The following is a 23711-nucleotide window of genomic DNA, read 5'->3' on the forward strand; positions in this document are numbered from 1 at the left end:
ATTATTTTTCACATGGAGCTTCTTGTTGATCGTTAACAGGAAGTCTCCACATAAATATCAACAAACACACTAAGATTATCAGCAATAATATTCTGACCCAAAGCATAGACACTAACCACAGTGAAATCGCAAAGGTAATTAAGATCACTAAGATAGCTTTAGGTTTCGCCCCTTTAGGCATAGCGCGATAAGTTTGCCAATATCGTAAATAAGGACCAAACCAAGAGCGATAAAGTAACCAATAATGGAAGCGCTTTGACGAACGAGAAAAACACCATGCGGCAAGTAATAAGAAAGGTGTTGTGGGTAATACAGGTAAAATAACCCCCAATGTGGCTAATCCCACACATAACCAACCTGCTATAATCAATAATATCCGTTTCATGCTGTGCTTTTCCAACTCATGCTTATTGCGTTATTTTATAGAGTAAATAAAAAAGATCCTCATTCTCAACAACAATTTTAAAATATAAGGCTTATTTATGCACTGGCTTGCTGACTATTGGTGGGTAATTTTAATTCTTTTAGTAGGAATTATTATTAACGCTATTAAAGATATGAACAAAATCGATCCCAAGCAATTTCTTAAAAATAAGCGAAAGTTACCGCCACATCGTGATTTTAATGATAAATGGGATGATGAAGATGATTGGCCTAAACAAAATCAAAACAAGAAGGATGAGAATAAGTAGCTAACCACTGTTGATAACGCGATGTTAACTGAGCATCTTTTTCAGCCATTAATTGTGCGCATTGCTCTCTTAATTGCTTAGTTAAGGCTTTTTTTCCTGATAAAGAAAACTCAGCCACACACTGCTCAACTGATTTATTGTCTACAAAAAAAGCCACTAGTAACGGATAGTGTTGCTCATAACCTACCAAAAAGTTAGCAACACTCTCATAAACAGTAAGGGCTGGACGATGGGCAAATGCAAAGCCCGCCATCATTAACCAATCGTCTTGTGGTGTAGCAATATGACTTGGTATTAACTTATCTGCTAAACAGAGGTTTGTTTGCTGTTGTATCTGCGGATATTGCAAAGCAAAAGCACGTAAAGAAGAGTGCAATAACTGTTTGCCTTTTTCTGTTAATGGATAAATCGCCATTGCGGCATAACATCCACTGCTCGCCTCTTTATGTACTCCTAATCGCACTATTTGAAAGCCACATTGCATCCAAAATTGCGCTAACACTTCGGTGTAACCAAAGCTTACAGAAAGATAATCAATAGCCTGTTCTTGGCTCTCTTTTACAATATTAGAAATTAAAGTTGCTGCAATTTTTTGACGTCGATATTGAGGCAAAACAGCAATACGGCTAATACGCAATGAATTTAAACACATTGCATCGGGTGTTAAACCATAAGTCACTAATGATTGAGCAACTAAATTGCCTCTAGGCCTACGAGTGCCTAGCCAAACATCATGAGCTAGCTCGACAGATAGCCCACCTTCTTCAATACACCACACAGCACCTACGATTTTTTTATTGATTGATGCTGACCAATAACGTTGCTTTTGACCATCAAGTAAACGTCGTAGATCAAGTGGTGTTGTCCGATAATGTGCACTAGTAAGTAATTGATAAAAATCATGTAGTTGTGAAATGTTATTGTGCCAATTTCCTTGAAGCTGCTGAGCATCGACTTCACCTTGTTGCTGACAATCAAAATCGTACTCAGGCTCATCAAGCAATAACAACTGATTAAGCCAATTTTCTAGTGGGCAATCTTTAGCCCAACGAATGGGCATTTGTAATTGATAGGTACGTAAATTAGGAATGTTATCTCCTAACTTCAGCATAAAACCGCGCCCTGTTCCTTCATAGCCTTGTACTGTGGTTGTCATTAATACATTAGGAAAATAACCACACAACGCTTCTAGTTGTGCAATAGGTAGAGAAGCTGCCTCATCAATAATCAACCAATCACTTTGAATTTCGTTATTTATGCATAGCGCTAATAAATTATCAGGAGAATAAAATGAAATAGCTTTATTGGTATGTGAAGATAAAATATCTGTACTATTTTTAGCTGGTGCACATACCAGTACACTTCCTTGATACTGTTCGATAAACATTCCCGCCAGCGCTGACTTTCCTCTGCCTCTTGGTGCAATAACACTCCAAACACCGGATGTCGATAAGAGTAAACTATCTAAAATCGCTTGCTGTTCTGCGGTCGGTTTACCTTGTGGAAGCGCCCAAGGTTTAGTTTTTTCAATCAATGTAGGTAATTGAAATGACGCTGATTGTTGCCATATGATCACTTGCTCATCACTCAAAGTGATGTTTTTTAGCCACGCCATAAAATTTGGTGTTGAAAGCACACCTTGAGCATCATTCCAGCGCTGACTATCGTTATCGATATAACTATCCCAATTTTCAATATCAGGTAGACATAAAATCAATAAACTACCTGCTTTTAATGTGCCTGTTAACATGGCTAAAGCATCAGTATTAAATCCCTCATTGGCATCAAAAACAGCATGCAGAAACTCACGTCCTAACAGACGAATAGCGTGTTCAGGCAAAACAGCATTAGATTGATTGGAAGAAATTGTGATCCAATCGCCTTGGCATAATTGAGTAATTTGCTGGATCTGCGTCACTTGCCATGCAGGATCACCTGCTAATAGCAATAACTGACGTTGCCCTAATTGCGCTAATTTTTGCTGATATTGATGTAAATGAGAAAATGACACAGCTAGGATTTACCGATTAACAACGAAAGAATACCTGCTGCAATTAATGGTCCAACAGGCACACCTCGGAAAAGTGCGACACCAATGACGGTTCCCACTAATAAACCAGCAACTGTTGAAGGCTGGTTATTCATTAAAGAAACACCTCGTGCGCCTAACCAAGAAACCGCGATACCTATTGCAATCGCTAACAGTGATTTCCAGTTTAAAAATGAGTTAAGAACTTCTTGCCCTGAAATACGCCCTGTTGCAATGGGTGTCATTACCCCAATGGTCAGAATTAAGATCCCGATGGTCATGCCATATTTTTCAACAACAGGAAAATATTGATTTAGAGGCGTGATTTTAATCACTAGCAAAGCAAGCATTGCTAACGTTACAGTCATATTATGACTAATAATGCCAAGCCCGGCGAGAACCAGCAAAATTAATAGTGAGGGATCAACGTTACTCATGTTTGTTCCTAAGCCTTTCTCTTTATAGCGTTAATTGTCTTTTATTTACCGACGAATGGTATTAGTTCAAAGACGAAGAAGCAAATGTATCACAAGATTTGATATTGCCACTGTTATAGCCACGCATAAACCAAGTCTTTCGTTGTTCTGCGGTGCCATGTGTAAAGCTATCAGGCACGGCATAGCCCTGTTGCTGTTTCTGTAATCTGTCGTCACCGATCGCTTGCGCCGTTTTTATCGCCGTTAATAAATCGCTTTCATCAATACGGCCTTCACCTGCAATAAAATGTCCCCACATTCCAGCAAAACAGTCTGCTTGCAGTTCTAATTTTACAGATAAACGATTCGCTTCTGCTTTTGAGCGTGCCATTTGTTGTTTTTCACGCATTTGATTAGTAATACCTAATAAATGCTGAACATGGTGCCCTACTTCATGCGAAATCACATAACCTTGAGCAAACTCACCGCCGCCACCTAGGCTATGTTTCATTTCATTATAAAAAGAGAGATCGAGATAAATTTTTCTATCCGCTGGGCAATAAAAAGGTCCCATTATTTTTGTACCAGTGCCACATTGTGTCGTAGTGCTATTGGTATATAACACAAGTTTTGGATAGCTATATTTTTTGCCCGCTTGTGCAAAAATAGTTTGCCAAAAATCTTCTGTACTGGCTAAAACGACGCTACTAAAATCTGCGGCTTCATTATAAAGGGCACTTTGTTGTTCGTTGCGTTGTGGTGCTTGGTTGGTTTCACCTGTTAATGAGTTAAAGTCAAACCCCATAAAACTGGCTATCACTAAAACAATAATAACCACAAACCCGTATTTAGTGCGTAATAAAAGTGCAATTAATCCTAATGGAAGATTACCACCACCTGATGCGGAGGAAGATTGCCCTCTTCTATCTTCAACATTGTCACTTCTTCGGCGATCATTCCAACGCATAACTTATCCCCACTGTTTAAATAGACCACTTTAGCTTTATTATGAACAAATTTATCACTTGATTTGAGATAATAACAAAAAATTGCATTCTCTATTCCCTATTTTTTGAGAACAAGATAATAGAGACTGTTAGAGAAAATAACTCAACACATCCTAGTCATTTCATAATAGAATTCTTATTTCTTACCCTTGTGTTTTTTCTTCACTAATAAATAGATAATTTAATGACTCGAACTCAACGTTTACTCACTTTATTGCAGATTTTAAAAGAAAATCGCTATCCAATAACGGCAGAAGCGCTGGCAGATAAATTGGAAATTAGTGTCAGATCTATTTATCGTGATATTGAATCTTTGCGTAACCAAGGTGCTGAAATCACGGGTGAAGCTGGTATAGGTTATCAACTAAAATCAGGTTTACTCCTGCCACCATTAACCTTTGATATTAATGAACTTGAAGCGCTTATTTTAGGTTTACGTTGGGTAGAAAGTCATACAGATAAAGAATTAAGTCATTCTGCATTACGGGCAATTAATAAAATCAATGCCGTAGTAACAACTCAGCACCAAACCTTACTTGAACAAAACACCTTGTTTGTTCCCACTAACAGAATTATTGAAGTTGATCACACCATTGCCAAAGATATGCGTTTTAGTTTACGCGAAGAAAAGAAAGCCAAAATAGATTATCAGGATGCTCAAAAGCAATTAAGCACTCGGATTATTTGGCCTATTGCTGTGGGTTATTTTCAAGATTCTCAAGTTATTGCCGCATGGTGTGAATTACGCCAAAGTTATCGTCATTTTAGGCTTGATAGAATTATCTCTTATGAAGTATTAAGTGATAATTTGCCTTACCCTAAAAGCTATTTATTCTCACGCTGGAAAAAAGAGATCTTGAAAGAGACTCCTGACAGAAATTGACACATGGTTTGCGTAATATCTTCCTTACTGTTCTTCGTTTAGCTGTTCTAATCTAAATAATATCATATTAATCAACACAGTAAGGAAACATTATGGGTGAACTTATTCTTTATACTAATGCAATGTCTCGCGGTAACACTGCTGAGCTTTTCTTAAAAATATTAGATGTGCCTTATCAGCGTGTTGAATTAGAATATGGCGCACCAATGCGTACTCCTGAATATCTTGCTATTAATCCGATGGCAAAAGTTCCTGCATTAGTGGATGGTGAAGTCGTCGTTACAGAGACGGCGGCAATTTGTGCTTATTTAGCAGATAAATTTATTGAGAAAGGATTTGCTCCCGCCCTTAATTCACCCGAACGCGCTGCTTATTATCGTTGGTTCTTTTTTACCGCAGGCCCTATCGAATCTGCATTTACTATAAAAGAGCTTGGTATTGAACTTAATGAAGAGCAGCAAAAATCATCTGGTTTTGGTTCTTTTGAACGCGCTTTTCATTGCTTAGAGACGGGCTTAGCCAGCGCTAAACCTTACCTTTGTGGTAAAAATCTGACTGCCGTTGATGTGTATGTGGGTTATTTCCTTATATTTATGTGCAAGTATGCACTTATTCAACCTACCCCACTGATTAATCAATATATTGATAGCCTTGCGCTTAATAAAGAGTTTAAACAATTATTAGAAAGTTTAGAATTACGATAAATTTTCTTATTATTAAATGTAATTCAATCAAGCTATCTCCATAGTTGCTTGTTTTATACATTCCATTTAATACGCCCCATTTAAGACAAAAGGTCAGCTTTAAGCTGACCTTTTCTAATTACATCTTATTAAACTTGACGTAATCGTTTGCGTATTTAGTCTAAAGAAACACCGATTCGACGTGCAACTTCTTCGTATGCTTCAATTAATCCGCCTAAGCTTTGACGGAAACGGTCTTTATCCATTTTATCTAAGGTATTTTTATCCCATAGACGGCTTCCATCAGGAGAGAATTCATCACCTAATACCACTTTGCCATGAAATAGACCAAACTCAAGTTTAAAATCGACTAAAATAAGTCCTGCTTTATCAAAGAGTTCGCTAAGGACATCGTTTGCTTTATAGCTCAAACGTTTCATTTCTGCGAGGTTTTCTTTAGACACCCAACCAAAGGTTTCACAGTAAGATTCATTGACCATAGGATCATGACGAGCATCATCTTTTAAGAATAAATCAAAGATTGGTGGGTTTAAAAGTGTACCTTCTTCGATACCTAAACGTTTGACTAATGATCCCGCTGCACGATTACGGATAACACATTCAACAGGTACCATATCGAGTTTTTTTACTAGCACTTCATTATCAGAAAGCAAACGTTCCATCTGCGTTGGGATACCCGCTTCTTCCAGTTTATTCATAATGAAATGGTTAAATTTATTATTTACCATGCCTTTACGATCAAACTGTTCAATACGTTGGCCATCTAACGCTGATGTATCATTTCTGAATTCAAGGATAAGAAAATCAGAAGATTCAGTGGCATAGACCGTTTTGGCTTTTCCACGATACAACTCAGCTTTTTTCTGCATCTGACACACTCCAAAGATGTGATAGGTTTAACAAGAAATTTGCTTCCCATACTCTACTCTAGATCAGACAAAAAAGCTTTTAAAACGTGAGTACTATCACTAAAAAATCTCGCCTTTAATCTGAAGTTCACAACGTTTTATTATTAAAAATAATCTCTGTTATTAGAAATCATATTTCAATTAATTCTATTGAACAATCACACTCATAACGAAAGTTATAATCATCAATAAAAAGATCGTTTGGTAAAATCAGAATATATAAAATATAAAAAGTCAGAATAAGAATAATTATAGATTATATCACTGCATTATTTCTATTTTCAGATAATATTCTTAATAATCATTAGTTCTGTTTCATATTACATTTATTTTGAGTAATCAATAATAAAAAACCAGATTAATTTCTTTTTATTGAAATTTAATCTGGTTATCAGTATTAGCATCAACGCGTTTTAATGATTTATCTCTAATCTATTTTTATATTTAAAAAGACTTATGTTATCTCTTAATAACATCATGTTTTAATTAAATAATGTAACAGTAGATCTCATAAGCAAACCAGCCTAATAAAGCACCTGCAGGTAAATCAATTAAGTAATGTTGTTTCGTAAACATGCAAGATAATGCGATAAATAATGGGAATAAGAAAACCCAAGGCCCTAAGGTTGCATAAGCAAGACATGCGGTGAGTGTTGCAACGGAAACGTGCATACTAGGGAAGCAGTTTGAGGAATCATCAAAATACTGAACAAACTTAAGAAATTTCTCTGACGCTGTTTTTCCTGGGTTTAATGTGCGCCAATGTGCTGGAGTTGCAACAGGGAACACAACAAAGAAAAACATTTGCATGACTAACAAAACAATATAACTAAAAACAATCATAATGAATTGTCTTGAGTCTTGAATGATCCAGTTGAGGTATAAAATTGCAGGATAATATAAAAAGCTATAGATCCATGACCACCATGGCCAGAAAGGAATTTTTTCATCAATCGGTGAGTTAATAACTTTCACTTCTCTCAATGTATATCGTTGAGTAAAAAAATAAAATTGATAAACACCTACAATAAGTATCCCACTTAATATCAAGTGAATAATCATATCACCTGCACTCATAAATACCCCTTCATATAGTCAGAGAATGCTTTGTTATTTTTATTTAAGAATAAGAATTGACGCAATATTGCATAAATTTAATCGTATTGCATTAAGATTAATATTATTAATAATTTTAAATTAAACCTTATCATTAAAAGAGCATTCAATTAATGATGTTAAATCCAGCAATCTCGATTGTATTTTTATAAATAAATTTCAATTTAGATTAATACAATTAAGTTAAGATCATAAAAAAGCCGCACAATATTTATTGTACGGCTTCTCATATTTTTAAAAAATAATACTTATTTAACAGGCTTACTAAAAGCAGCTTTCAGTGCAGCAACCATTTGATCATTTTGTGATTGTGTTAATGGTTTACCTTTATCACTGATAAATTGTAAACTACTGCGGTTATTTAAATCGCCGACTTGTAATTTATAATCCGCTTCTTCAACAGTTGGTCTATCAACACCTAACGCACTCCAGTTCGCACTGCTCATTCCTTTATAGGTTACTTCAATTGAACCTTTAGAACGTGTGCGATCACCCATCTTCATACCAACACTTTCTAATGCGATTGGTAATCTATCCCAAACTACATCAAATGGTGCACGAACGATAATCACTGGAAGGCCCGCATTATCACTGCCACTTTGGACATCGATAATACCTTGTAAGCTACTGCTTGCCGTATTTTCGCTTAAATTACGCATACGGTTTAAGCCATCAACCAATTCGTTAAGCATTAAAATATTGTAACGCTTCACCTCAGCCGGATCAGTCATCTCAGTTTCGCCTTGGCGTAAACCTTCATTAGTCACTGTTAACGAAATAACATTACCTGACTGAGCAATCACTAAACGCTGACGTGTTTGGAAAGGTACGTTTTCATCTGCACGTAACCATGTGATCCAATCAGTGTGGATCTCTTTTTGCCCTGCATCACTTTTGGCAATCGCAACACCTTTCTCTTTTAAGATAGAGCTAATTTGCTCATATAGTGTTGTATTTTCAGGTGAATTTGGTAATAACAAACGACTGTTATCTGCATTATTTTCACTGCGTGAACCACTTAACAGATTCAGTGCTTGAGTTGGTGGGCGAATATCAAGCGCTAAACCAACAGGTTCAGTTTTTTTAGGGGTTGGAATGTCATATTCCCCATTTTGCAAAGGCAACACCATACCCGCCGGAATTGCTAAATTCTTTAGCCCTGCCGTCTCTAAATAAGACTCATCACCACTGACCTGACGTTTATAGCGCTGATCACTTGAACAGGCTGCCAGTAAAACCACCAGCGACAGACCCGCGACTTTCATAATCTTTGATTTATGCAATAGTGTTGCCATTAAAATTCCCTAAGTTTTACAGTATTCCCGCTGTTAACAGCGCTTTCTCAACAATTTGCTGACCTGATGATGTCAACGGAGTCATAGGTAAGCGCAATGTGGCGTCTTCAATCAATCCAATACGTTGACACGCCCATTTAGCTGGGATTGGATTAGGTTCAACAAATAACTGATGATGTAAGTCCATCAGACGTCGATTAAGTTCACGTGCTTTTGCAAACTCACCCGCATTTGCTAATCGACATAATTCTACCATCTCTGACGCTGCAACGTTAGCAGTAACCGAAATAACACCATGACCGCCAAGTTGCATAAAGTCTAATGATGATGCGTCATCGCCACTTAATAAGATAAAACTATCATCATTAACCAACTCTTGGATTTGACTAACACGACTTAAGTTCCCTGTCGCCTCTTTAATTGCCACAATATTATCCAACTTGGCTAAACGTGCAACTGTTACAGGCAATAAATCGCATCCAGTGCGACCCGGCACATTATACAGGATTTGTGGTAATGCTGTGCTTTCAGAAATCGCTTTAAAGTGCTGATATAACCCTTCTTGTGAAGGTTTATTATAATAAGGTGTAACACTTAAACAACCTGCAATACCTTTATTTTCAAACTGTTGTGTGAACCAGACTGCTTCAGATGTTGCATTAGCACCCGTACCAGCAATCACAGGAATACGCCCATCAGCCATATCTAATGTCATCAGAACAACATCAACATGCTCGTCATGACTTAATGTTGCAGATTCTCCTGTTGTACCAACAGAAACTATTGCGGCACTGCCTGCATTAACATGATAGTCAACTAATTTACGTAAACTAACCCGGTCAACATTGCCTTTTGCGTCCATTGGTGTAACCAATGCCACCATACTGCCTGTAAAATTAAATTCGTTATTCACCATAATCATTGCTCCGAGATAGACGTATACTCAATGGTACTCATTCGTTGCTCTATTGAAAACTACTTAACTCTAGGTTTCTAATGAAATTTGCTAATATTCTTTGATATGAATTAAAGAGATATAATAATTGAAGATAGTGAGCAAGGGATCTTGGCAGAAATCGAAATTTGTGTTTACCTGTTAAGAATATACTGAAAGTCAAAAGGAACCTTATTTTGCCCATACCTGATAAACATTTTCTCGTCATTACTGCATTAGGTGCTGACCGTCCTGGTATTGTTGATACCATTACACAATTAGTCAGCCAATGCGGATGTAATATCGAGGACAGCCGACTTGCGATGTTTGGTCAAGAGTTTACGTTTATCATGCTACTTTCAGGTGGCTGGAACGCTATCGCACAATTAGAAGCGTTGCTGCCCATTAAAAGTGCGGAACTGGATTTATTGACCGTAATGAAAAGAACCACCAATGGTGCGCCGATCACCTATCCTTCAACAATCGCAGCAAAAGTTGATATTGAAGATGCACCCGGTATTGTAGAACGCTTTACTAATCTATTTAGCCAACATAATTTTAATCTTGCTGAATTAATCTCTAAAACACACCCGTCAGAAGATGGCTCACCTGCCCGTTTAGAAATACAAATTACGGCGCATAATCCATTAGATGATCATGGTCTTGTTATTAATGAGAAATTTAATCAATTATGTACAGAGCTGAACGCTCAAGGCACAATAAGTATCGTAAATAGTCTGATGATGAAACAGTAAAAAATGGAGAATGACCTAATGAACCCATTAAAAGCCGGTGAAAAGGCGCCTCAATTCAGTCTGCCCGACCAAGATGGAGAAACAATTAATTTATCTGATTTCGCTGGCCAACGTGTGCTCGTTTATTTTTACCCTAAAGCAATGACACCGGGTTGTACAACTCAAGCTTGTGGCTTACGTGATGAAATGGATGCACTAAAAAAAGCTAAAGTTGAAGTACTCGGCATCAGCACAGATAAATCAGAAAAACTTTCCCGTTTCGCTGAAAAAGAGATGCTAAATTTCACGTTGCTTTCGGATGAAGATCATAAGATTGCAGAAGAGTTTGGTATCTGGGGAGAAAAGCAATTTATGGGGAAAACTTACGATGGTATTCATCGTACAACATTCTTAATTGATAAAAATGGTGTTATCGAACACGTATTTGATAACTTTAAAACCAGTAATCACCATCAAGTCGTTCTCGAATATCTCGCTCAGCATCCATAATAAAAGCTTAGTATTGATAAGATAACAGACAGTTTGCACTGTCTGTTTTTTTATCTACTTTTTATTTGTTTTTTGTTAATGCGTTCAATGCTGTCTTCAGTTTTTCTTTGTATGTTGCTCATTCGCAATTTCATCGGGTAATGCATGCAATACTGCTTTTATCAGCGTTGCTAATGGTATCGCAAAGAATACGCCCCAAAATCCCCACATTCCACCGAATATAATCACCGACAATATAATAACTAAAGGGTGCATATTTACAGCTTCAGAGTACAAAATTGGTACTAATAAATTGCTATCCAATCCTTGAACAACAAGATAAGCGATAAATAACGCCCAGAAATCAGAGCCTAATCCCCACTGAGATAATGCAATCACAATAACTGGAATTGTTGCTAAAACAGCACCAACATAAGGAACTAAAACAGAAACGCCGACGATCACAGCAAGTAATACAGAGTAGCGCAAGTCGAAGAAAGCAAATACAAAATAAGTGAAAACACCCACAATTATCATTTCGGTTACTTTGCCCCGAATATAATTGGTAATTTGCTGGTTAACTTCAATCCAAACTTGAGCTGCCAATATTCTGTTTTTTGGTAAAACACGACGAACCGCATTAAGCATCTGTTGCTTATCTTTAAGTAAGAAGAACGTCATTAAAGGCACAAGAATAAGATAAATCGACAGTGTAATAATTCCGATTAGCGAAGCTAAAGACACTTTTAATACAGATTCAGCCACCGTTGAGAACTTACTGCGTAAGTTTTCTGCCATCATATCAACAATACCCGCATCCATTAATGCAGGGAAACGATCCGGTAATTCATGCGCAAATGCATTGAACTTATTGATCATATTTGGGATATCTGAAATCAGTGTCATCCCTTGCTGCCACACAGTTGGCGCTAAAATCAAAATAACAATGGCACTAATACCAATAAAGAGTGTCAGAATTATCGATACTGCCCATATACGGGCGCACCCTAATTTCTCAAGTAAATGAGTTGGCCACTCTAAAAGATAAGCAAGCACAATTGCCACTAATAAAGGAGCAAGTATGCCACTGAAAAAATACAGAATTGAAAAGCCGGCAATCAAAATGACCACAAGGGCGATAACTTGTGGATCAGCAAATCGGCGTTTGTACCATTGAACAAGCAAGTCCAGCATGAAAATAAAGATCCTTTATAATAATCAGAATAATAGAGCTGTATGTATTTATTTACATAAGCAATAATCTTTTGACAGATTTTACGTTAGGTTTTGCTATCATACATCATTAATTATTAATTTTTCGTTAAGATAGCCATCAGGATACAGTTGTATGAAACTCAGACTTAAAAAACCATTAGTCGCGCTTCTTGTTTCTGCGTTGCTATCAACATCAGTAGTGCCTGCTCAGGCTGCGATTGATATTGAAGACTCTTTACCTGATATGGGAACCACCGCAGGTTCAACATTAAGCATCAATCAAGAAATCGCTATGGGTGATTACTATACTCGCCAACTGCGAAATAGTGCACCATTAGTTTTTGACCCATTACTTTCTAACTATATTAATAATTTAGGACAAAAACTCGTTTCGAACGCCAGTTCAGTCAAAACTCCTTTTCACTTTTATTTAGTTAACAACCCCAATATTAACGCCTTTGCTTATTTTGGGGGAAACATTGTTTTGCATTCCGCACTCTTTCGATATAGCCGAACAGAAAGTGAATTAGCCTCTGTTATGGCTCACGAAATCACACACGTTACTCAACGACATTTAGCACGAATGCTTGAAGATCAGGCTAAAACAACGCCCCTTGCTCTTGCTGGTGTATTAGGTTCTATTCTGATATTTATGGCAAACCCGAATGCAGGTCTTGCAACCTTTACAGGTAGTATGGCGGGTATGCAGCAAAATATGATCACGTTCACGCAAATGAACGAGCAAGAAGCAGACCGTATCGGAATACAGACACTCTATCGTGCAGGATTTGATCCCAAAGGGATGCCGGACTTTATGCAAATTCTTGCTGACCAAGTACGATATAGCTCTAAACCGCCTGAAATGTTATTAACGCACCCCTTACCAGATAGCCGTTTATCCGATGCAAGAAGTCGAGCAAGTCAATTTCCTGCTCGACAGGTTCCACAGTCAGCTGATTTTCTGTTTGCTAAAATGCGTGTATTAACCATGTTGACGAAAAATCCAACATCAGAGAATGCATTACAAACGATACTTGATCAGTTTAAGCAAGGTACAGCTCTTGAAAAGTCAGCTGCAAATTATGCGCTAGTACTTATCTATTCTCGTGATCGTAAATTTGATGACGCAAGAAAACTGCTCACTCCGATGTTAGAAAGAGAGCCGAATAATATTTGGCTTATTGATGCCATGACCGATATCGATTTAGAACAAAACCGTGCAAGCGATGCGGTTGCAAGATTACAACAGGCATTGAAGCAAAAACCCAATAACAATGTCCTTATTGCCAACTTAGCTAACTCATATATACATAATAAGCAATATAACGAAGCAAACCGCCTGCTTTATCGTTATACCTTTGATAACCCAAACGATCCTATCGGCTGGCAATTAATGGCAGAAAATTCAGCTAAACAAGGTGATAGAGCTCATGAATTAGCCGCTTATGCGGAAGATTTGGCCCTAAGAGGTGACTTTGAAACGGCAATTCGTTATTTAGGTGATGCAAGCCGACAAGTCAAATTAGGCAGTAACGATCAAGCTCGCTTTGATGCTCGCATAGACCAATTAAGAAAAATTCAGCAAAGAGACAGTCAATTTAAATAAGGGACAACATGACCAAGAAAGTGACGATTTATCATAATCCACGCTGTTCAAAAAGCCGTGAAACCTTACATTTACTAGAAGAAATACAAATAACACCTAATGTTATTCACTATCTAGATACAGCACCTTCTGTTGAGGAACTTAAAACACTGCTCAACGCATTAGGTTTTAATGACGCAAGAGAATTAATGCGCACAAAAGAAGAAATTTATAAAACACTAAAACTGGCTGATGAAACATCACAAGATGTATTAATTCAAGCAATGCATGAAAACCCTAAACTTATTGAACGCCCTATTGTGGTTGTAGGTAATAAAGCCCGTTTAGGCCGCCCTCCAGAGCAAGTGAAAGAACTGTTTAATTAATCTTCAAAATTCAAAGCCTATATTTATATTCTTATATATGGGCTTCTCTCTATCTACGTCATTATTAATCCCGCAACCGTTTACTCTCTTTTCTCAAATAAGAAATAAATCATTAAATGTTGTTAAATTGTAAACATTACAATTAGCAAAGTGTTTCTTATTTCCACAATAGAAAAAAACCAATCGCTTTATGCTTTCAAAAATTTTCATCTCAATTTCATATTTTTTATGAGTAAGAAATCGCCATTTTTGAAAACTTTTATTGAGATCACACTACACCGCATAAACTCACGATTATGAGAAAAAAATAATCATGCGTTTCATTTATATTGTGACTCAAGTCTCTTTACGCAAATGCATTCCTACATATCATGGACATCAGAAAATATGATAGCAGAATTGATAAACTATAAATTCTCGCCAAAATATTTTTCCATTATCATCCAAGAAAGAATTTAACAAGAAATACACATTTAAAACAATACTGCAACACAGCAATAAGCTTTCAATTTGTTATTTACTCTATCTCTTCTTTTATTGTTGTTTTTTTAACTTGATGACAATTAATCAGTGTGAAATGAAGTTGTAGATGTATATGAAATAAACAACGTTAGAGCCAACATTATGGGCAATTAAAACTAACCAATCTCCATTATTGGTGTCGGGTGATTGCTAGGCTAATAGGAAAACAGATGAATATCGTACTTAGATTAAAACTTGTCTCATTCCTCCAGTTCTTTATATGGGGATCTTGGCTTGTAACATTTGCCTCGTATCTCTTTGGAGAGCTGCATTTTAAAGGTAGTGATGTTGGGCTTATTTTCAGTGCTCTTGGACTTGCCTCACTTATCGCACCTGTCATCATGGGATTTATTGCAGATAAAATAAATAACCGTAAATTAGTGTTTATTACCCTGCATATTTTTTCCGCATTAGCATTAGTGCTAATGTCGCAAATGACAACAGTAACCACGCTCTTCTTTGCAACTCTATTACATTTATTGTTCTTTATGCCAAGTATCTCAATGGCAAACAGCATCATTTTCGAACTGTTAGAACAAAAACATTTAGAGCCTAATAATTACTTCCCGAAAATTCGTGTTTACGGCACCGTTGGCTTTATTGCCGCCATGTGGGTGATTAGCTTCTTAGGTTTAGGTAATAGCTACCACCAGCTCTTTGTTGCAGCAATCGCCTCTATTGTTTTAGCTGTATTTGCAATGTTCTTACCTGCCACTAAAGCAACTGATAAAAACGAAACTAAAACCGAAGAAGTGGCATTTAGTATCACTAATATCTTGCAAGTATTTAAAAAGAAAAATGTCGTTGTTTTCTTATTCTTCGCAACATTATTAGGATCTGTACTGCAAATTACTAATACATTTGGTGTGCCATTCCTGCAAGATATTGCACAATCTCCAAATGCAGATGATTCATTCTTTGCACGTTATCCTTCAGTGTTCTTATCTATTTCACAGATTTCAGAAGTCGTATTTATTCTATTCCTACCACTGTTATTAAAACGTGTAAGAATCGAAACTATCGTTTTATTTAGTATGGTTGCTTGGATCTTACGTTTCGGCTTCTTTGCTTACGGTGACTACACATCATTAGGTCAAATCGTCTTATTGTTATCAATGATTGTGTATGGTTGTGCATTCGACTTCTTTAATATCTCTGGTTCACTGTTCTTAGAAAAAGAGATCCCGTTACAATATCGTTCAACAGCACAAGGTATGTTTATGACCTTAGTGAACGGTTTCGGTACTTATTTAGGTGCAATGTTAAGCGGCTGGGTGATCGATTTATATACCACTAATGGCGCGGTTGATTGGAAATCATTCTGGTTAATCTTCACAGGCTACACAGTTGCAATCACTGCACTTTATCTGATTTTCTTACTGGTTCCTCAGAAGAAAGCCAAAGTAGTAGAAGCAAACTAATTATTTAACCCTCCTCCTTTATTGTTTGTGTCTCTCGCCGCTTGCCTTGTATAAAGACAAGCGGTTTTTTTATCTCTTTTTTATCTAAGAAAATAGAACGATCACGGTTCAAGAATAACAACGAATTATTACTTTCAATAGGTATTAGATTTAGAAAATAGAGATAGGATTTAAATTATTAGCCCCACCGAATAAGATGAGTGAGGCAATTTAAAGTTTGAGGATATCTTTCACAAATGGGATGGTAAGTTTACGTTGAGCAACAATAGAAGCGTGATCAAGCTCATCAAGCATTTCAAACAAGGTGCGCATTTTTCTATCTAAACGTTTTAATACAAAACGACCAACATCTTCAGGTAATTCAAATCCACGAAGTTTTGCTCTTAATTGTAGCGCTTGAATTTTCTCTTCGTCACTTAAAGGTTGCAGACGGTAGATTTGCCCCCAATCAAGGCGAGATGCTAAATCAGGAAGTTGTAGTTCTATTTGGCGAGGCGGTCTATCCCCTGTAATTAATAAACAGGTTCGTCCATGCTCTAAAACGCGGTTATAAAGATTAAATAAGGCGAGTTCCCACTCTTCATCACCTGCAATACATTGCACATTATCAATACAAACTAAGGATAAGTGTTCCATACCTTCAAGAACATCGGGAACAAAATAGGCTCGTTTATCAAGAGGAACATACCCAACAGCATCACCTTTTAGTGAAAGCTCAGCACAAGCGGCATGTAATAGATGGCTCTTTCCACCTCCGTCACGAGACCAGAAATAGATATAACTGCCATGAGATTGATGAATGGCGGTTCGAATTGCCGCGACTAACGACGCGTTTTCCCCTGCATAAAAGCTATCGAATGTCTCATCATCGGGCAGAGATAGTGGTAATGATAGCTGTGACGGCGTATTCAGAAGCACCTCACCTGAATAGTTTAATAAACGTGGTGATTCTAACACAAATTCTCACAAGGTCAGAATCAATATTAAAAAAGCACATTGCACTGATTAAGATAACAGCAAGATTATCGTGATAAGTCTATTTTATATACTCTTAATGACTTATTTATTTATCGTCTTGCTGTATCACAAATTGTTTAGTACAAAATCAAAAAACATTTCTTGTTTAATTAATCGTCTTTATTATCTAAATTTTAATTTCGCAACATCATTACCTGAAGGTTGCTGATAAATATCGAGCTTAAAATATTTAGCTGATGCATTTATATACTCAAAGATTTCAGATTGAGTCTCTTCATATTCAACCCACGTGGTTGCGCGAGTAAAACAATATAACTCTACAGGTAATCCCATCGGTGTAGGTGGCATTGTTCTGATCACTAAATACATATCAGGTCGAACATCACCCCGCATTTTTATCCAATTTAGCATGTACTTACGAAACAATTGCAGGTTTGTCACCCCTTTTGTTTCTAACCACTCATTAATATCACCAATCTCTTCTTCCTTTCCTTCTAGCATCGTTTCTATGCTCTTACGAAGCGGTGCTGTATTTTTTAATTCTAATACTAACTCTTGCGTTGCAAATGAAATCGAAGATTGGTCAATATAAAAACTGCGTTTGATCCGACGCCCTCCTGATGAAAACATCGGTTGCCAGTTTGTATATTTTTCAGTCAAAAAATCTTTGGTTGGAATACGCGAAATTGTATTATCCCAATTACGTACAGTGATCGTATGTAATGCGATATCAATAACCTCACCACTGATATTACTACTGGGTAATTCAATCCAATCATAAAGCTTTAATACTTTTCCGTTAGAGATAAGAATATTGGCAACAAAAGAGATAAGTGTATGCTGAAAAACAAACATTAATACCGCAGCAATGGCACCAAAGCTCGAGATAATAATAAGTGGTGATTGTTCAGTAAATAACGCAATGATCAGGATAAAAGAGATAATCCAAACCACGATTTTGGCAATCTCAATATAGCCTTTGATAGAGTTATTTCGATGCCACGCTTTTTTGGCATGCCTAATATTGAAGATATCAAGCGCGTTATTTAGCAATGAGGCAATATTGATAATGATAAAGGCGCGAGCAACCGTCTCAAAAATAATATTCATTTCAGCTGAAAAAGACGGTAATAGCTGATTAATATAGAGAACGAGTGTAACAGCAACAATAGATGCACTCTTTTTAGCTATATCTTCTATCGTCTCTTCATCTGAAAGTTCAGTAAATAAAAAAAGTAAACGCTTTGCTATTCGGCGGAAAATCATTTTGGCGAGAAACCACACCACCAGCAACACAATAACTAAAAATATTGTGGTAAAAATCTGCTTTGATGTAATGAAATCATAAATTTCAATGAGCTTTTCCATAAATTACGCTATACCTTTTTTGAGACGCTTCCAACCTTAAAACGAATACCACTCAAACCACAGACAAATTGCCTATTTCGCATAAGAACAGACCCCCATTGTCTCATTTATTTTATTTAAATAAACATCATGATTGAATTAATCATGCTTTTCTAAGTTTTAAACACTTAAAACATCAAAAATCTTAGTTTTTAATATGACACAAAAAACAAAGCGCAATAAAAAAGGTGGAGATCATCCACCTTTTTATTAATTTCAGCATATTGCTTTAGATTTTCTTAATCGATTACTTTTTGTTTGCTGTACCACTAACAGACTCGATAGTGTTATCCACTAATTCTGTTTCAGGGCGAACAATACTAACTAATTTAAAGATTAAGCTTAAAACAATACCTACGATAGTTGCTAATGCCATGCCTTTTAATTCAGCCGCACCAATCTGAATGGATGCACCACTCACACCAACAATCAGAATAATTGCAGTTAATATCAAGTTTTGCGGTTTGTTATAATCCACTTTTGAATCTAACAAGACACGAATACCTGATGCACCAATAACACCGTAAAGTAGTAGTGAAACTCCACCCATCACTGGAACAGGCACAGCAGCAATCGCCGCAGCGAGTTTACCGACACAAGATAATAAGATAGCGAGAATTGCCGCGCCACCAATAACCCATGAGCTGTAAACTTTAGTGATAGCCATAACACCAATATTTTCACCATAAGTGGTATTTGGTGTTGAGCCAAAGAAACCCGAAATAATGGTAGAGAAACCGTTTGCGAACATAGAACGATGTAAGCCAGGGTTTTTCATTAAATCGCGTTGCACAATATTTGCTGTAACAACAAGGTGTCCAACGTGCTCTGCAATAACCACTAATGCAGCAGGTAGGATAATAAAGATAGCACTCCATTCAAAACGCGGAGAATAGAATGTCGGTAGTGCAAACCAGTTAGCTTCTTTAATTGGAGTAATATCAACAACGCCCAAGAAGAAAGAGAGTGCATAACCTGCTAGTACCCCAATAAGGATAGGAATAATAGCAAGGAATCCTCTAAACATCACAGAGCCTAAGATTGTCACCCCTAAAGTCACCATAGAAATAAGCAGTGTTTGGGTATCAACCGGTGCATCAGCACTTGGTAATAATCCTGCCATTCCCGCAGCAGTTCCAGCTAATTCAAGTCCGATGACGGCAACGATTGCGCCCATTGCCGCAGGCGGAAACATCACATTAATCCAGCCTCGTCCTGCTATTTTAACAATACCTGCAACGATACAAAATAACACACCACAGACGATGAATCCCCCGAGTGCTAATTCATACCCTAAAGGTAATAGTAAAAGTACGGGTGAGATAAACGCGAAACTTGAACCTAAATAAGCAGGAATGCGTCCTTTACAAATAAAGAGATAAAGCAGGGTTCCGATCCCGTTAAATAACAATATTGTTGCCGGATTAACTTTAAATAAAATTGGCACAAGTACGGTGGCGCCAAACATTGCAAACAGATGTTGAAGACTCAACGGAATTGTTTGTAATAATGGTGGGCGCTCTTCTACCCCGATTGCACGACGAGTCATGCTTACGACCTCTCTTTAATATGAATGTGAAATTGGTTTGTATTTTTAACTTTATACTCGTCTTACTTTAAGCCACCGCGTTGCTAACTACGCTCACTCGAACGAGTCATCTAGCGGCACCTTAAAATATTTAGAGTATAGAACAAATAAGTGGTCCAAAAAAAAGCCGACTATCAAAGTCGGCTTAATTATTATTTTGTACCAAATATCTTATCACCAGCATCGCCAAGACCTGGAACGATGTACCCGTGCTCATTAAGATGACTATCAATAGATGCAGTATATAACTCCACATCTGGATGAGCTTCTTCTAATGCCTTAATACCTTCTGGAGCAGCAACCAGTACTAATACTTTAATTGAAGTACAGCCCGCATTTTTTAATAAATCAATTGTGGCAATCATAGAGCCGCCTGTTGCTAACATAGGGTCAACAACAAGAGCCATACGCTCTTCAATATTGGATGCTAATTTCTGGAAGTAAGGGACAGGTTTTAATGTTTCTTCATCGCGGTAAACGCCAACTACACTGATTCGGGCACTAGGAATATTTTCTAATACTCCATCCATCATCCCGATACCTGCACGGAGGATAGGAACTACTGTGATTTTTTTTCCTTTAATCTGTTCTATCTCTACCGAACCACACCAACCTTCTATTGTTACCGTCTCTGTTTCTAAATCGGCGGTAGCTTCATACGTCAGTAGACTGGAAACTTCTGAAGCCAGTTCACGAAAGCGTTTAGTGCTTATATCATGATCTCGCATCAGCCCCAATTTATGTTGAATGAGTGGGTGTTTTACCTCAACGATCTTCATAATTTCTCCTAATGTACGACGCAGCCTGACAAAAAAATCGCGAGATTATACCGCTTTTTTGCCAACATTCCATCGTTTTTCTATTGATATTGATCAAACGCACAGCTTTTAACCACACCAACATGAATAATTGTGACCTATAAAGAAGATCCTCGCAAACGTTTGCTTTGCCTGTTAGAATAGCGTCCGCACACATTTTTTCTTAACAGCAACTTGCCGTGAGGGCTCTACGTGACTAACAAATCCTCTCTCAGCTATAAAGATGCCGGTGTCGATATTGATGCAGGTAATGCTTTAGTCGATCGTATCAAAGGTGTAGTAAAAGAAACCCGCCGTCCTGAAGTTATGGGGGGTTTAGGTGGTTTTGGCGCACTTTGTGCAATTCCATCTAAATACCGTGAACCTATTTTAGTTTCAGGCACAGATGGCGTAGGAACTAAACTTCGCCTTGCGATGGATTTAAATCGCCATGATGACATCGGTATTGATTTAGTCGCAATGTGTGTCAACGATTTGATTGTTCAAGGTGCAGAACCCCTTTTCTTCCTTGACTACTATGCCACAGGAAAATTAGATGTCGATACCGCAGCACGCGTAGTAACAGGTATTGCAGAAGGTTGTAAGCAATCTGGTTGTGCGTTAGTTGGCGGTGAAACTGCTGAAATGCCAGGAATGTACCACGGTAACGATTATGATATCGCAGGCTTTTGTGTCGGTGTGGTTGAAAAATCAGAAATTATCGATGGTAGCAAAGTTAAAGCTGGCGATGCGCTAATCGCTTTAGCATCAAGTGGTCCTCATTCTAATGGCTATTCATTAGTCAGAAAAATTCTTGAAGTTAGCAATACACAAGCTGAAAGCACATCATTAGGCGATAAATCATTAGCCGATCACCTATTAGCCCCTACTCGTATTTATGTGAAGTCACTGCTTTCATTAATTGAAAATGTAGATATCCATGCTGTGGCACATATTACAGGTGGCGGATTCTGGGAAAATATTCCTCGCGTATTACCTGAAAACACGCAAGCGCGTATTGAAAGTAAAAGTTGGGAATGGCCACTGGTTTTCAAATGGCTACAAGATGCCGGACAAGTCAGCACACATGAAATGTATCGCACCTTTAACTGTGGCGTTGGATTGTTAATTGCCGTTAACCCAAATGACGTTGAAAAAACATTAGCGCATCTGGCTGAATGTGGTGAAAACGCATGGTTAATTGGTGAAGTTGCGCCACAAGCAGCTGGTGAAGCACAAGTTATTATTAACTAATGAAAGCATGTGAATGAAAAATATTGTCGTCCTTATCTCAGGAAACGGCAGCAACCTACAGGCGGTTATCGACGCCTGTAGGGCAAATAAAATCACAGGTAATGTGGTTGCTGTCTTAAGTAATAAAGCCGATGCATACGGTCTTGAACGAGCAAAACTTGCTAATATTCCAGCTTATTTTGTTGATCCGACTCTATACAATGACAGAGCGGATTACGATAAAGCGTTAATTGAAAAAATCGATGCTTATCAGCCCGATATTGTGGTTCTAGCTGGTTTTATGCGTATTTTATCGCCTGATTTTGTCACTCATTATCAGCATAAATTATTAAATATTCATCCTTCTTTACTTCCTAAATATCCCGGATTACACACTCATCGCCAAGTTTTAGCGAATAAAGACTCTTTTCATGGCGTTACCGTCCATTTTGTTACAGAAGAGCTTGATGGTGGTCCCATGATTATTCAGGCGCGTATTCCTGTTTTGCCAGATGATACTGAACAATCATTACAAGCAAGAATACAAACTGAAGAGTATCGTATTTATCCATTAGCGATCGGTTGGTTAGCTGACGAGCGATTAAAAATGCAGAATAATCAAGCCTTTCTCGATGATATTGCGCTTTTCGACAATCTTGGTTAACTATTTCGTTTAAGATAAAAAGTCACATTGTGCTACACTGTAGCTTGCGTGACTTTTTTTGTGTCACCCTTTTCTCTTTTTATTCAATGCATTCACCGAGGTGCTTATGTCCGGTGGTAAGAAAGTTCCACCTATAAAATTACGTCCTCTCGAACGAGAAGATCTCTCTTTTGTCCATCAACTTGATAATAATGCCAGCGTTATGCGCTATTGGTTTGAAGAGCCTTATGAGGCTTTTATCGAGTTAAGCGACCTTTATGAAAAACATATTCACGACCAAAGCGAGCGCCGTTTTATTGCCGAAAGTGACGGCACTAAAGTTGGGCTTGTCGAGTTGGTTGAAATTGATTATGTTCACCGTCGTGCTGAATTCCAAATCATCATCGCACCTGCACATCAAGGCCACGGATATGCTGCGCGAGCCGCAAAATTGGCGATGGATTATGCTTTCTCTGTACTTAATTTATACAAACTCTATTTGATCGTCGATAAAGAGAATGCTAAAGCGATTCATATTTATGAAAAGCTTGGCTTTAAAAAAGAAGGTGATTTAATAGATGAGTTTTTTGTTAACGGTGCCTACCGTTCTGCGATTAGAATGTGTACTTTCCAAGCGCCTTATTTTGAACAAAAAGCCAAAGAGGCGAAACCCGAAAATTTTGTTAAGCCGGGTGCGACCATTAAGCAACACGTCTGATTTATTCAGAT

At 37.5% G+C, this 23711-nt stretch carries 24 protein-coding genes; 11 read left to right on the top strand and 13 right to left on the bottom strand.

The genetic code is table 11. The features are described 5' to 3' along the window. Position 1: 1 nt before the first annotated feature. Complete coding sequence (locus EHE21_RS11160) at positions 2-385, bottom strand: DUF454 family protein (RefSeq protein ID WP_109393975.1); 384 nt, start codon at positions 383-385, stop codon at positions 2-4. 97 nt (positions 386-482) lie between these two features. On the opposite strand from EHE21_RS11160, the gene EHE21_RS11165 reads away from it, so the two are divergent. Then, complete coding sequence (locus tag EHE21_RS11165) at positions 483-692, top strand: YpfN family protein (RefSeq protein WP_075671870.1); 210 nt, start codon at positions 483-485, stop codon at positions 690-692. On the opposite strand, the gene EHE21_RS11170 is transcribed toward EHE21_RS11165, so the two are convergent. The 3 genes from EHE21_RS11170 to EHE21_RS11180 all read right to left on the bottom strand — a co-directional run bounded on the left by EHE21_RS11170 (position 655) and on the right by EHE21_RS11180 (position 4104). Further along, positions 655-2703, bottom strand: a complete 2049-nt coding sequence (locus EHE21_RS11170) for a tRNA(Met) cytidine acetyltransferase TmcA (protein WP_194950720.1) — start codon at positions 2701-2703, stop codon at positions 655-657. The genes EHE21_RS11165 and EHE21_RS11170 overlap by 38 nt on opposite strands. Before the next feature lie 2 nt (positions 2704-2705). After that, positions 2706-3158 (bottom strand): DUF441 domain-containing protein, encoded by a 453-nt coding sequence (locus EHE21_RS11175; RefSeq protein ID WP_006533030.1) that lies wholly within the window; start codon positions 3156-3158, stop codon positions 2706-2708. Between the two features lie 61 nt (positions 3159-3219). Beyond that, on the bottom strand, positions 3220-4104 hold the full coding sequence (locus EHE21_RS11180; protein WP_194950721.1) for a neutral zinc metallopeptidase: 885 nt from the start codon (positions 4102-4104) through the stop codon (positions 3220-3222). A 224-nt stretch (positions 4105-4328) separates the two neighbouring features. Here EHE21_RS11180 and EHE21_RS11185 point away from each other — a divergent pair, with 224 nt between their 5' ends. Both EHE21_RS11185 and EHE21_RS11190 read left to right on the top strand, forming a co-directional pair. Beyond that, positions 4329-5027, top strand: coding sequence for a helix-turn-helix transcriptional regulator (locus tag EHE21_RS11185; protein ID WP_194950722.1), 699 nt, complete (start codon positions 4329-4331; stop codon positions 5025-5027). A gap of 92 nt (positions 5028-5119) precedes the next feature. Further along, entirely contained in the window at positions 5120-5731 is a 612-nt protein-coding gene (locus EHE21_RS11190; protein WP_194950723.1) for a glutathione S-transferase family protein, read from the top strand. 155 nt (positions 5732-5886) lie between these two features. On the opposite strand, the gene purC is transcribed toward EHE21_RS11190, so the two are convergent. From purC to dapA, 4 genes are all read right to left on the bottom strand, one after another. Next, positions 5887-6600, bottom strand: coding sequence for a phosphoribosylaminoimidazolesuccinocarboxamide synthase (purC, locus tag EHE21_RS11195; protein WP_088495303.1), 714 nt, complete (start codon positions 6598-6600; stop codon positions 5887-5889). 525 nt (positions 6601-7125) lie between these two features. After that, positions 7126-7716 (bottom strand): phosphatase PAP2 family protein, encoded by a 591-nt coding sequence (locus EHE21_RS11200; protein ID WP_088495302.1) that lies wholly within the window; start codon positions 7714-7716, stop codon positions 7126-7128. Between the two features lie 287 nt (positions 7717-8003). Then, on the bottom strand, positions 8004-9050 hold the full coding sequence (gene bamC / locus EHE21_RS11205; RefSeq protein WP_194950724.1) for an outer membrane protein assembly factor BamC: 1047 nt from the start codon (positions 9048-9050) through the stop codon (positions 8004-8006). Between the two features lie 16 nt (positions 9051-9066). Then, positions 9067-9966, bottom strand: a complete 900-nt coding sequence (dapA, locus tag EHE21_RS11210; RefSeq protein WP_023581903.1) for a 4-hydroxy-tetrahydrodipicolinate synthase — start codon at positions 9964-9966, stop codon at positions 9067-9069. A 215-nt stretch (positions 9967-10181) separates the two neighbouring features. Here dapA and EHE21_RS11215 point away from each other — a divergent pair, with 215 nt between their 5' ends. Next, the gene (locus EHE21_RS11215; protein WP_036912784.1) at positions 10182-10739 is read left to right on the top strand and encodes a glycine cleavage system transcriptional repressor; all 558 of its coding nucleotides are present in this window, start codon (positions 10182-10184) and stop codon (positions 10737-10739) included. Positions 10740-10757: 18 nt separating this feature from the next. Further along, entirely contained in the window at positions 10758-11228 is a 471-nt protein-coding gene (bcp, locus tag EHE21_RS11220) for a thioredoxin-dependent thiol peroxidase (protein WP_088495299.1), read from the top strand. Between the two features lie 96 nt (positions 11229-11324). On the opposite strand, the gene EHE21_RS11225 is transcribed toward bcp, so the two are convergent. After that, positions 11325-12401, bottom strand: coding sequence for an AI-2E family transporter (locus tag EHE21_RS11225; RefSeq protein WP_088495298.1), 1077 nt, complete (start codon positions 12399-12401; stop codon positions 11325-11327). Between the two features lie 154 nt (positions 12402-12555). Here EHE21_RS11225 and EHE21_RS11230 point away from each other — a divergent pair, with 154 nt between their 5' ends. From EHE21_RS11230 to EHE21_RS11240, 3 genes are all read left to right on the top strand, one after another. After that, positions 12556-14028, top strand: a complete 1473-nt coding sequence (locus EHE21_RS11230) for a tetratricopeptide repeat protein (protein WP_194950725.1) — start codon at positions 12556-12558, stop codon at positions 14026-14028. An 8-nt stretch (positions 14029-14036) separates the two neighbouring features. Continuing rightward, entirely contained in the window at positions 14037-14393 is a 357-nt protein-coding gene (arsC, locus tag EHE21_RS11235) for an arsenate reductase (glutaredoxin) (RefSeq protein WP_194950726.1), read from the top strand. A gap of 692 nt (positions 14394-15085) precedes the next feature. After that, the gene (locus EHE21_RS11240) at positions 15086-16336 is read left to right on the top strand and encodes an MFS transporter (RefSeq protein ID WP_088495295.1); all 1251 of its coding nucleotides are present in this window, start codon (positions 15086-15088) and stop codon (positions 16334-16336) included. A gap of 210 nt (positions 16337-16546) precedes the next feature. Here the strand turns inward: EHE21_RS11240 and hda are convergent, their stop codons facing one another. From hda to upp, 4 genes are all read right to left on the bottom strand, one after another. Then, a complete protein-coding gene (gene hda, locus EHE21_RS11245; RefSeq protein ID WP_006533048.1) occupies positions 16547-17254 on the bottom strand; it encodes a DnaA inactivator Hda in 708 nt (235 codons plus the stop codon). 222 nt (positions 17255-17476) lie between these two features. Then, positions 17477-18682, bottom strand: a complete 1206-nt coding sequence (locus EHE21_RS11250; protein ID WP_088495294.1) for a mechanosensitive ion channel family protein — start codon at positions 18680-18682, stop codon at positions 17477-17479. 286 nt (positions 18683-18968) lie between these two features. Beyond that, positions 18969-20270 carry a uracil permease gene (gene uraA, locus EHE21_RS11255; RefSeq protein ID WP_194950727.1) on the bottom strand — a complete coding sequence of 434 codons (1302 nt, stop codon included), beginning with the start codon at positions 20268-20270 and terminating at the stop codon, positions 18969-18971. Between the two features lie 191 nt (positions 20271-20461). Then, positions 20462-21088, bottom strand: coding sequence for a uracil phosphoribosyltransferase (gene upp / locus EHE21_RS11260; RefSeq protein WP_023581896.1), 627 nt, complete (start codon positions 21086-21088; stop codon positions 20462-20464). A gap of 231 nt (positions 21089-21319) precedes the next feature. Between upp and purM the strand changes: the two genes are divergently transcribed. The 3 genes from purM (at position 21320) to speG (ending at position 23700) form a co-directional block, all read left to right on the top strand. Next, the gene (gene purM, locus EHE21_RS11265) at positions 21320-22360 is read left to right on the top strand and encodes a phosphoribosylformylglycinamidine cyclo-ligase (RefSeq protein ID WP_194950728.1); all 1041 of its coding nucleotides are present in this window, start codon (positions 21320-21322) and stop codon (positions 22358-22360) included. 13 nt (positions 22361-22373) lie between these two features. Beyond that, positions 22374-23003: a phosphoribosylglycinamide formyltransferase gene (gene purN / locus EHE21_RS11270; RefSeq protein WP_194950729.1), complete on the top strand. Its 630-nt coding sequence runs from the start codon at positions 22374-22376 to the stop codon at positions 23001-23003. Positions 23004-23109: 106 nt separating this feature from the next. Beyond that, on the top strand, positions 23110-23700 hold the full coding sequence (gene speG / locus EHE21_RS11275) for a spermidine N1-acetyltransferase (RefSeq protein WP_088495291.1): 591 nt from the start codon (positions 23110-23112) through the stop codon (positions 23698-23700). The last annotated feature ends 11 nt before the right edge of the window (positions 23701-23711 follow it).

Origin of the sequence: Proteus sp. GOKU (assembly GCF_015475555.1) — a bacterium.
In the GTDB taxonomy this organism is placed as follows: domain Bacteria; phylum Pseudomonadota; class Gammaproteobacteria; order Enterobacterales; family Enterobacteriaceae; genus Proteus; species Proteus mirabilis_B.

What these genes read in the sequence shown, in the direction of transcription:
- EHE21_RS11240 (WP_088495295.1), top strand. Translation starts at nt 15,086, where the DNA reads ATGAATATCGTACTTAGATTAAAACTTGTCTCATTCCTCCAGTTCTTT.
- dapA (WP_023581903.1), bottom strand. Translation starts at nt 9,966, where the DNA reads ATGGTGAATAACGAATTTAATTTTACAGGCAGTATGGTGGCATTGGTT.
- EHE21_RS11190 (WP_194950723.1), top strand. Translation starts at nt 5,120, where the DNA reads ATGGGTGAACTTATTCTTTATACTAATGCAATGTCTCGCGGTAACACT.
- EHE21_RS11185 (WP_194950722.1), top strand. Translation starts at nt 4,329, where the DNA reads ATGACTCGAACTCAACGTTTACTCACTTTATTGCAGATTTTAAAAGAA.
- purN (WP_194950729.1), top strand. Translation starts at nt 22,374, where the DNA reads ATGAAAAATATTGTCGTCCTTATCTCAGGAAACGGCAGCAACCTACAG.
- uraA (WP_194950727.1), bottom strand. Translation starts at nt 20,270, where the DNA reads ATGACTCGTCGTGCAATCGGGGTAGAAGAGCGCCCACCATTATTACAA.
- EHE21_RS11160 (WP_109393975.1), bottom strand. Translation starts at nt 385, where the DNA reads ATGAAACGGATATTATTGATTATAGCAGGTTGGTTATGTGTGGGATTA.
- upp (WP_023581896.1), bottom strand. Translation starts at nt 21,088, where the DNA reads ATGAAGATCGTTGAGGTAAAACACCCACTCATTCAACATAAATTGGGG.
- EHE21_RS11165 (WP_075671870.1), top strand. Translation starts at nt 483, where the DNA reads ATGCACTGGCTTGCTGACTATTGGTGGGTAATTTTAATTCTTTTAGTA.
- bamC (WP_194950724.1), bottom strand. Translation starts at nt 9,050, where the DNA reads ATGGCAACACTATTGCATAAATCAAAGATTATGAAAGTCGCGGGTCTG.
- EHE21_RS11230 (WP_194950725.1), top strand. Translation starts at nt 12,556, where the DNA reads ATGAAACTCAGACTTAAAAAACCATTAGTCGCGCTTCTTGTTTCTGCG.
- EHE21_RS11250 (WP_088495294.1), bottom strand. Translation starts at nt 18,682, where the DNA reads ATGGAAAAGCTCATTGAAATTTATGATTTCATTACATCAAAGCAGATT.
- bcp (WP_088495299.1), top strand. Translation starts at nt 10,758, where the DNA reads ATGAACCCATTAAAAGCCGGTGAAAAGGCGCCTCAATTCAGTCTGCCC.
- arsC (WP_194950726.1), top strand. Translation starts at nt 14,037, where the DNA reads ATGACCAAGAAAGTGACGATTTATCATAATCCACGCTGTTCAAAAAGC.
- purC (WP_088495303.1), bottom strand. Translation starts at nt 6,600, where the DNA reads ATGCAGAAAAAAGCTGAGTTGTATCGTGGAAAAGCCAAAACGGTCTAT.
- EHE21_RS11180 (WP_194950721.1), bottom strand. Translation starts at nt 4,104, where the DNA reads ATGCGTTGGAATGATCGCCGAAGAAGTGACAATGTTGAAGATAGAAGA.
- EHE21_RS11175 (WP_006533030.1), bottom strand. Translation starts at nt 3,158, where the DNA reads ATGAGTAACGTTGATCCCTCACTATTAATTTTGCTGGTTCTCGCCGGG.
- EHE21_RS11225 (WP_088495298.1), bottom strand. Translation starts at nt 12,401, where the DNA reads ATGCTGGACTTGCTTGTTCAATGGTACAAACGCCGATTTGCTGATCCA.
- EHE21_RS11200 (WP_088495302.1), bottom strand. Translation starts at nt 7,716, where the DNA reads ATGAGTGCAGGTGATATGATTATTCACTTGATATTAAGTGGGATACTT.
- speG (WP_088495291.1), top strand. Translation starts at nt 23,110, where the DNA reads ATGTCCGGTGGTAAGAAAGTTCCACCTATAAAATTACGTCCTCTCGAA.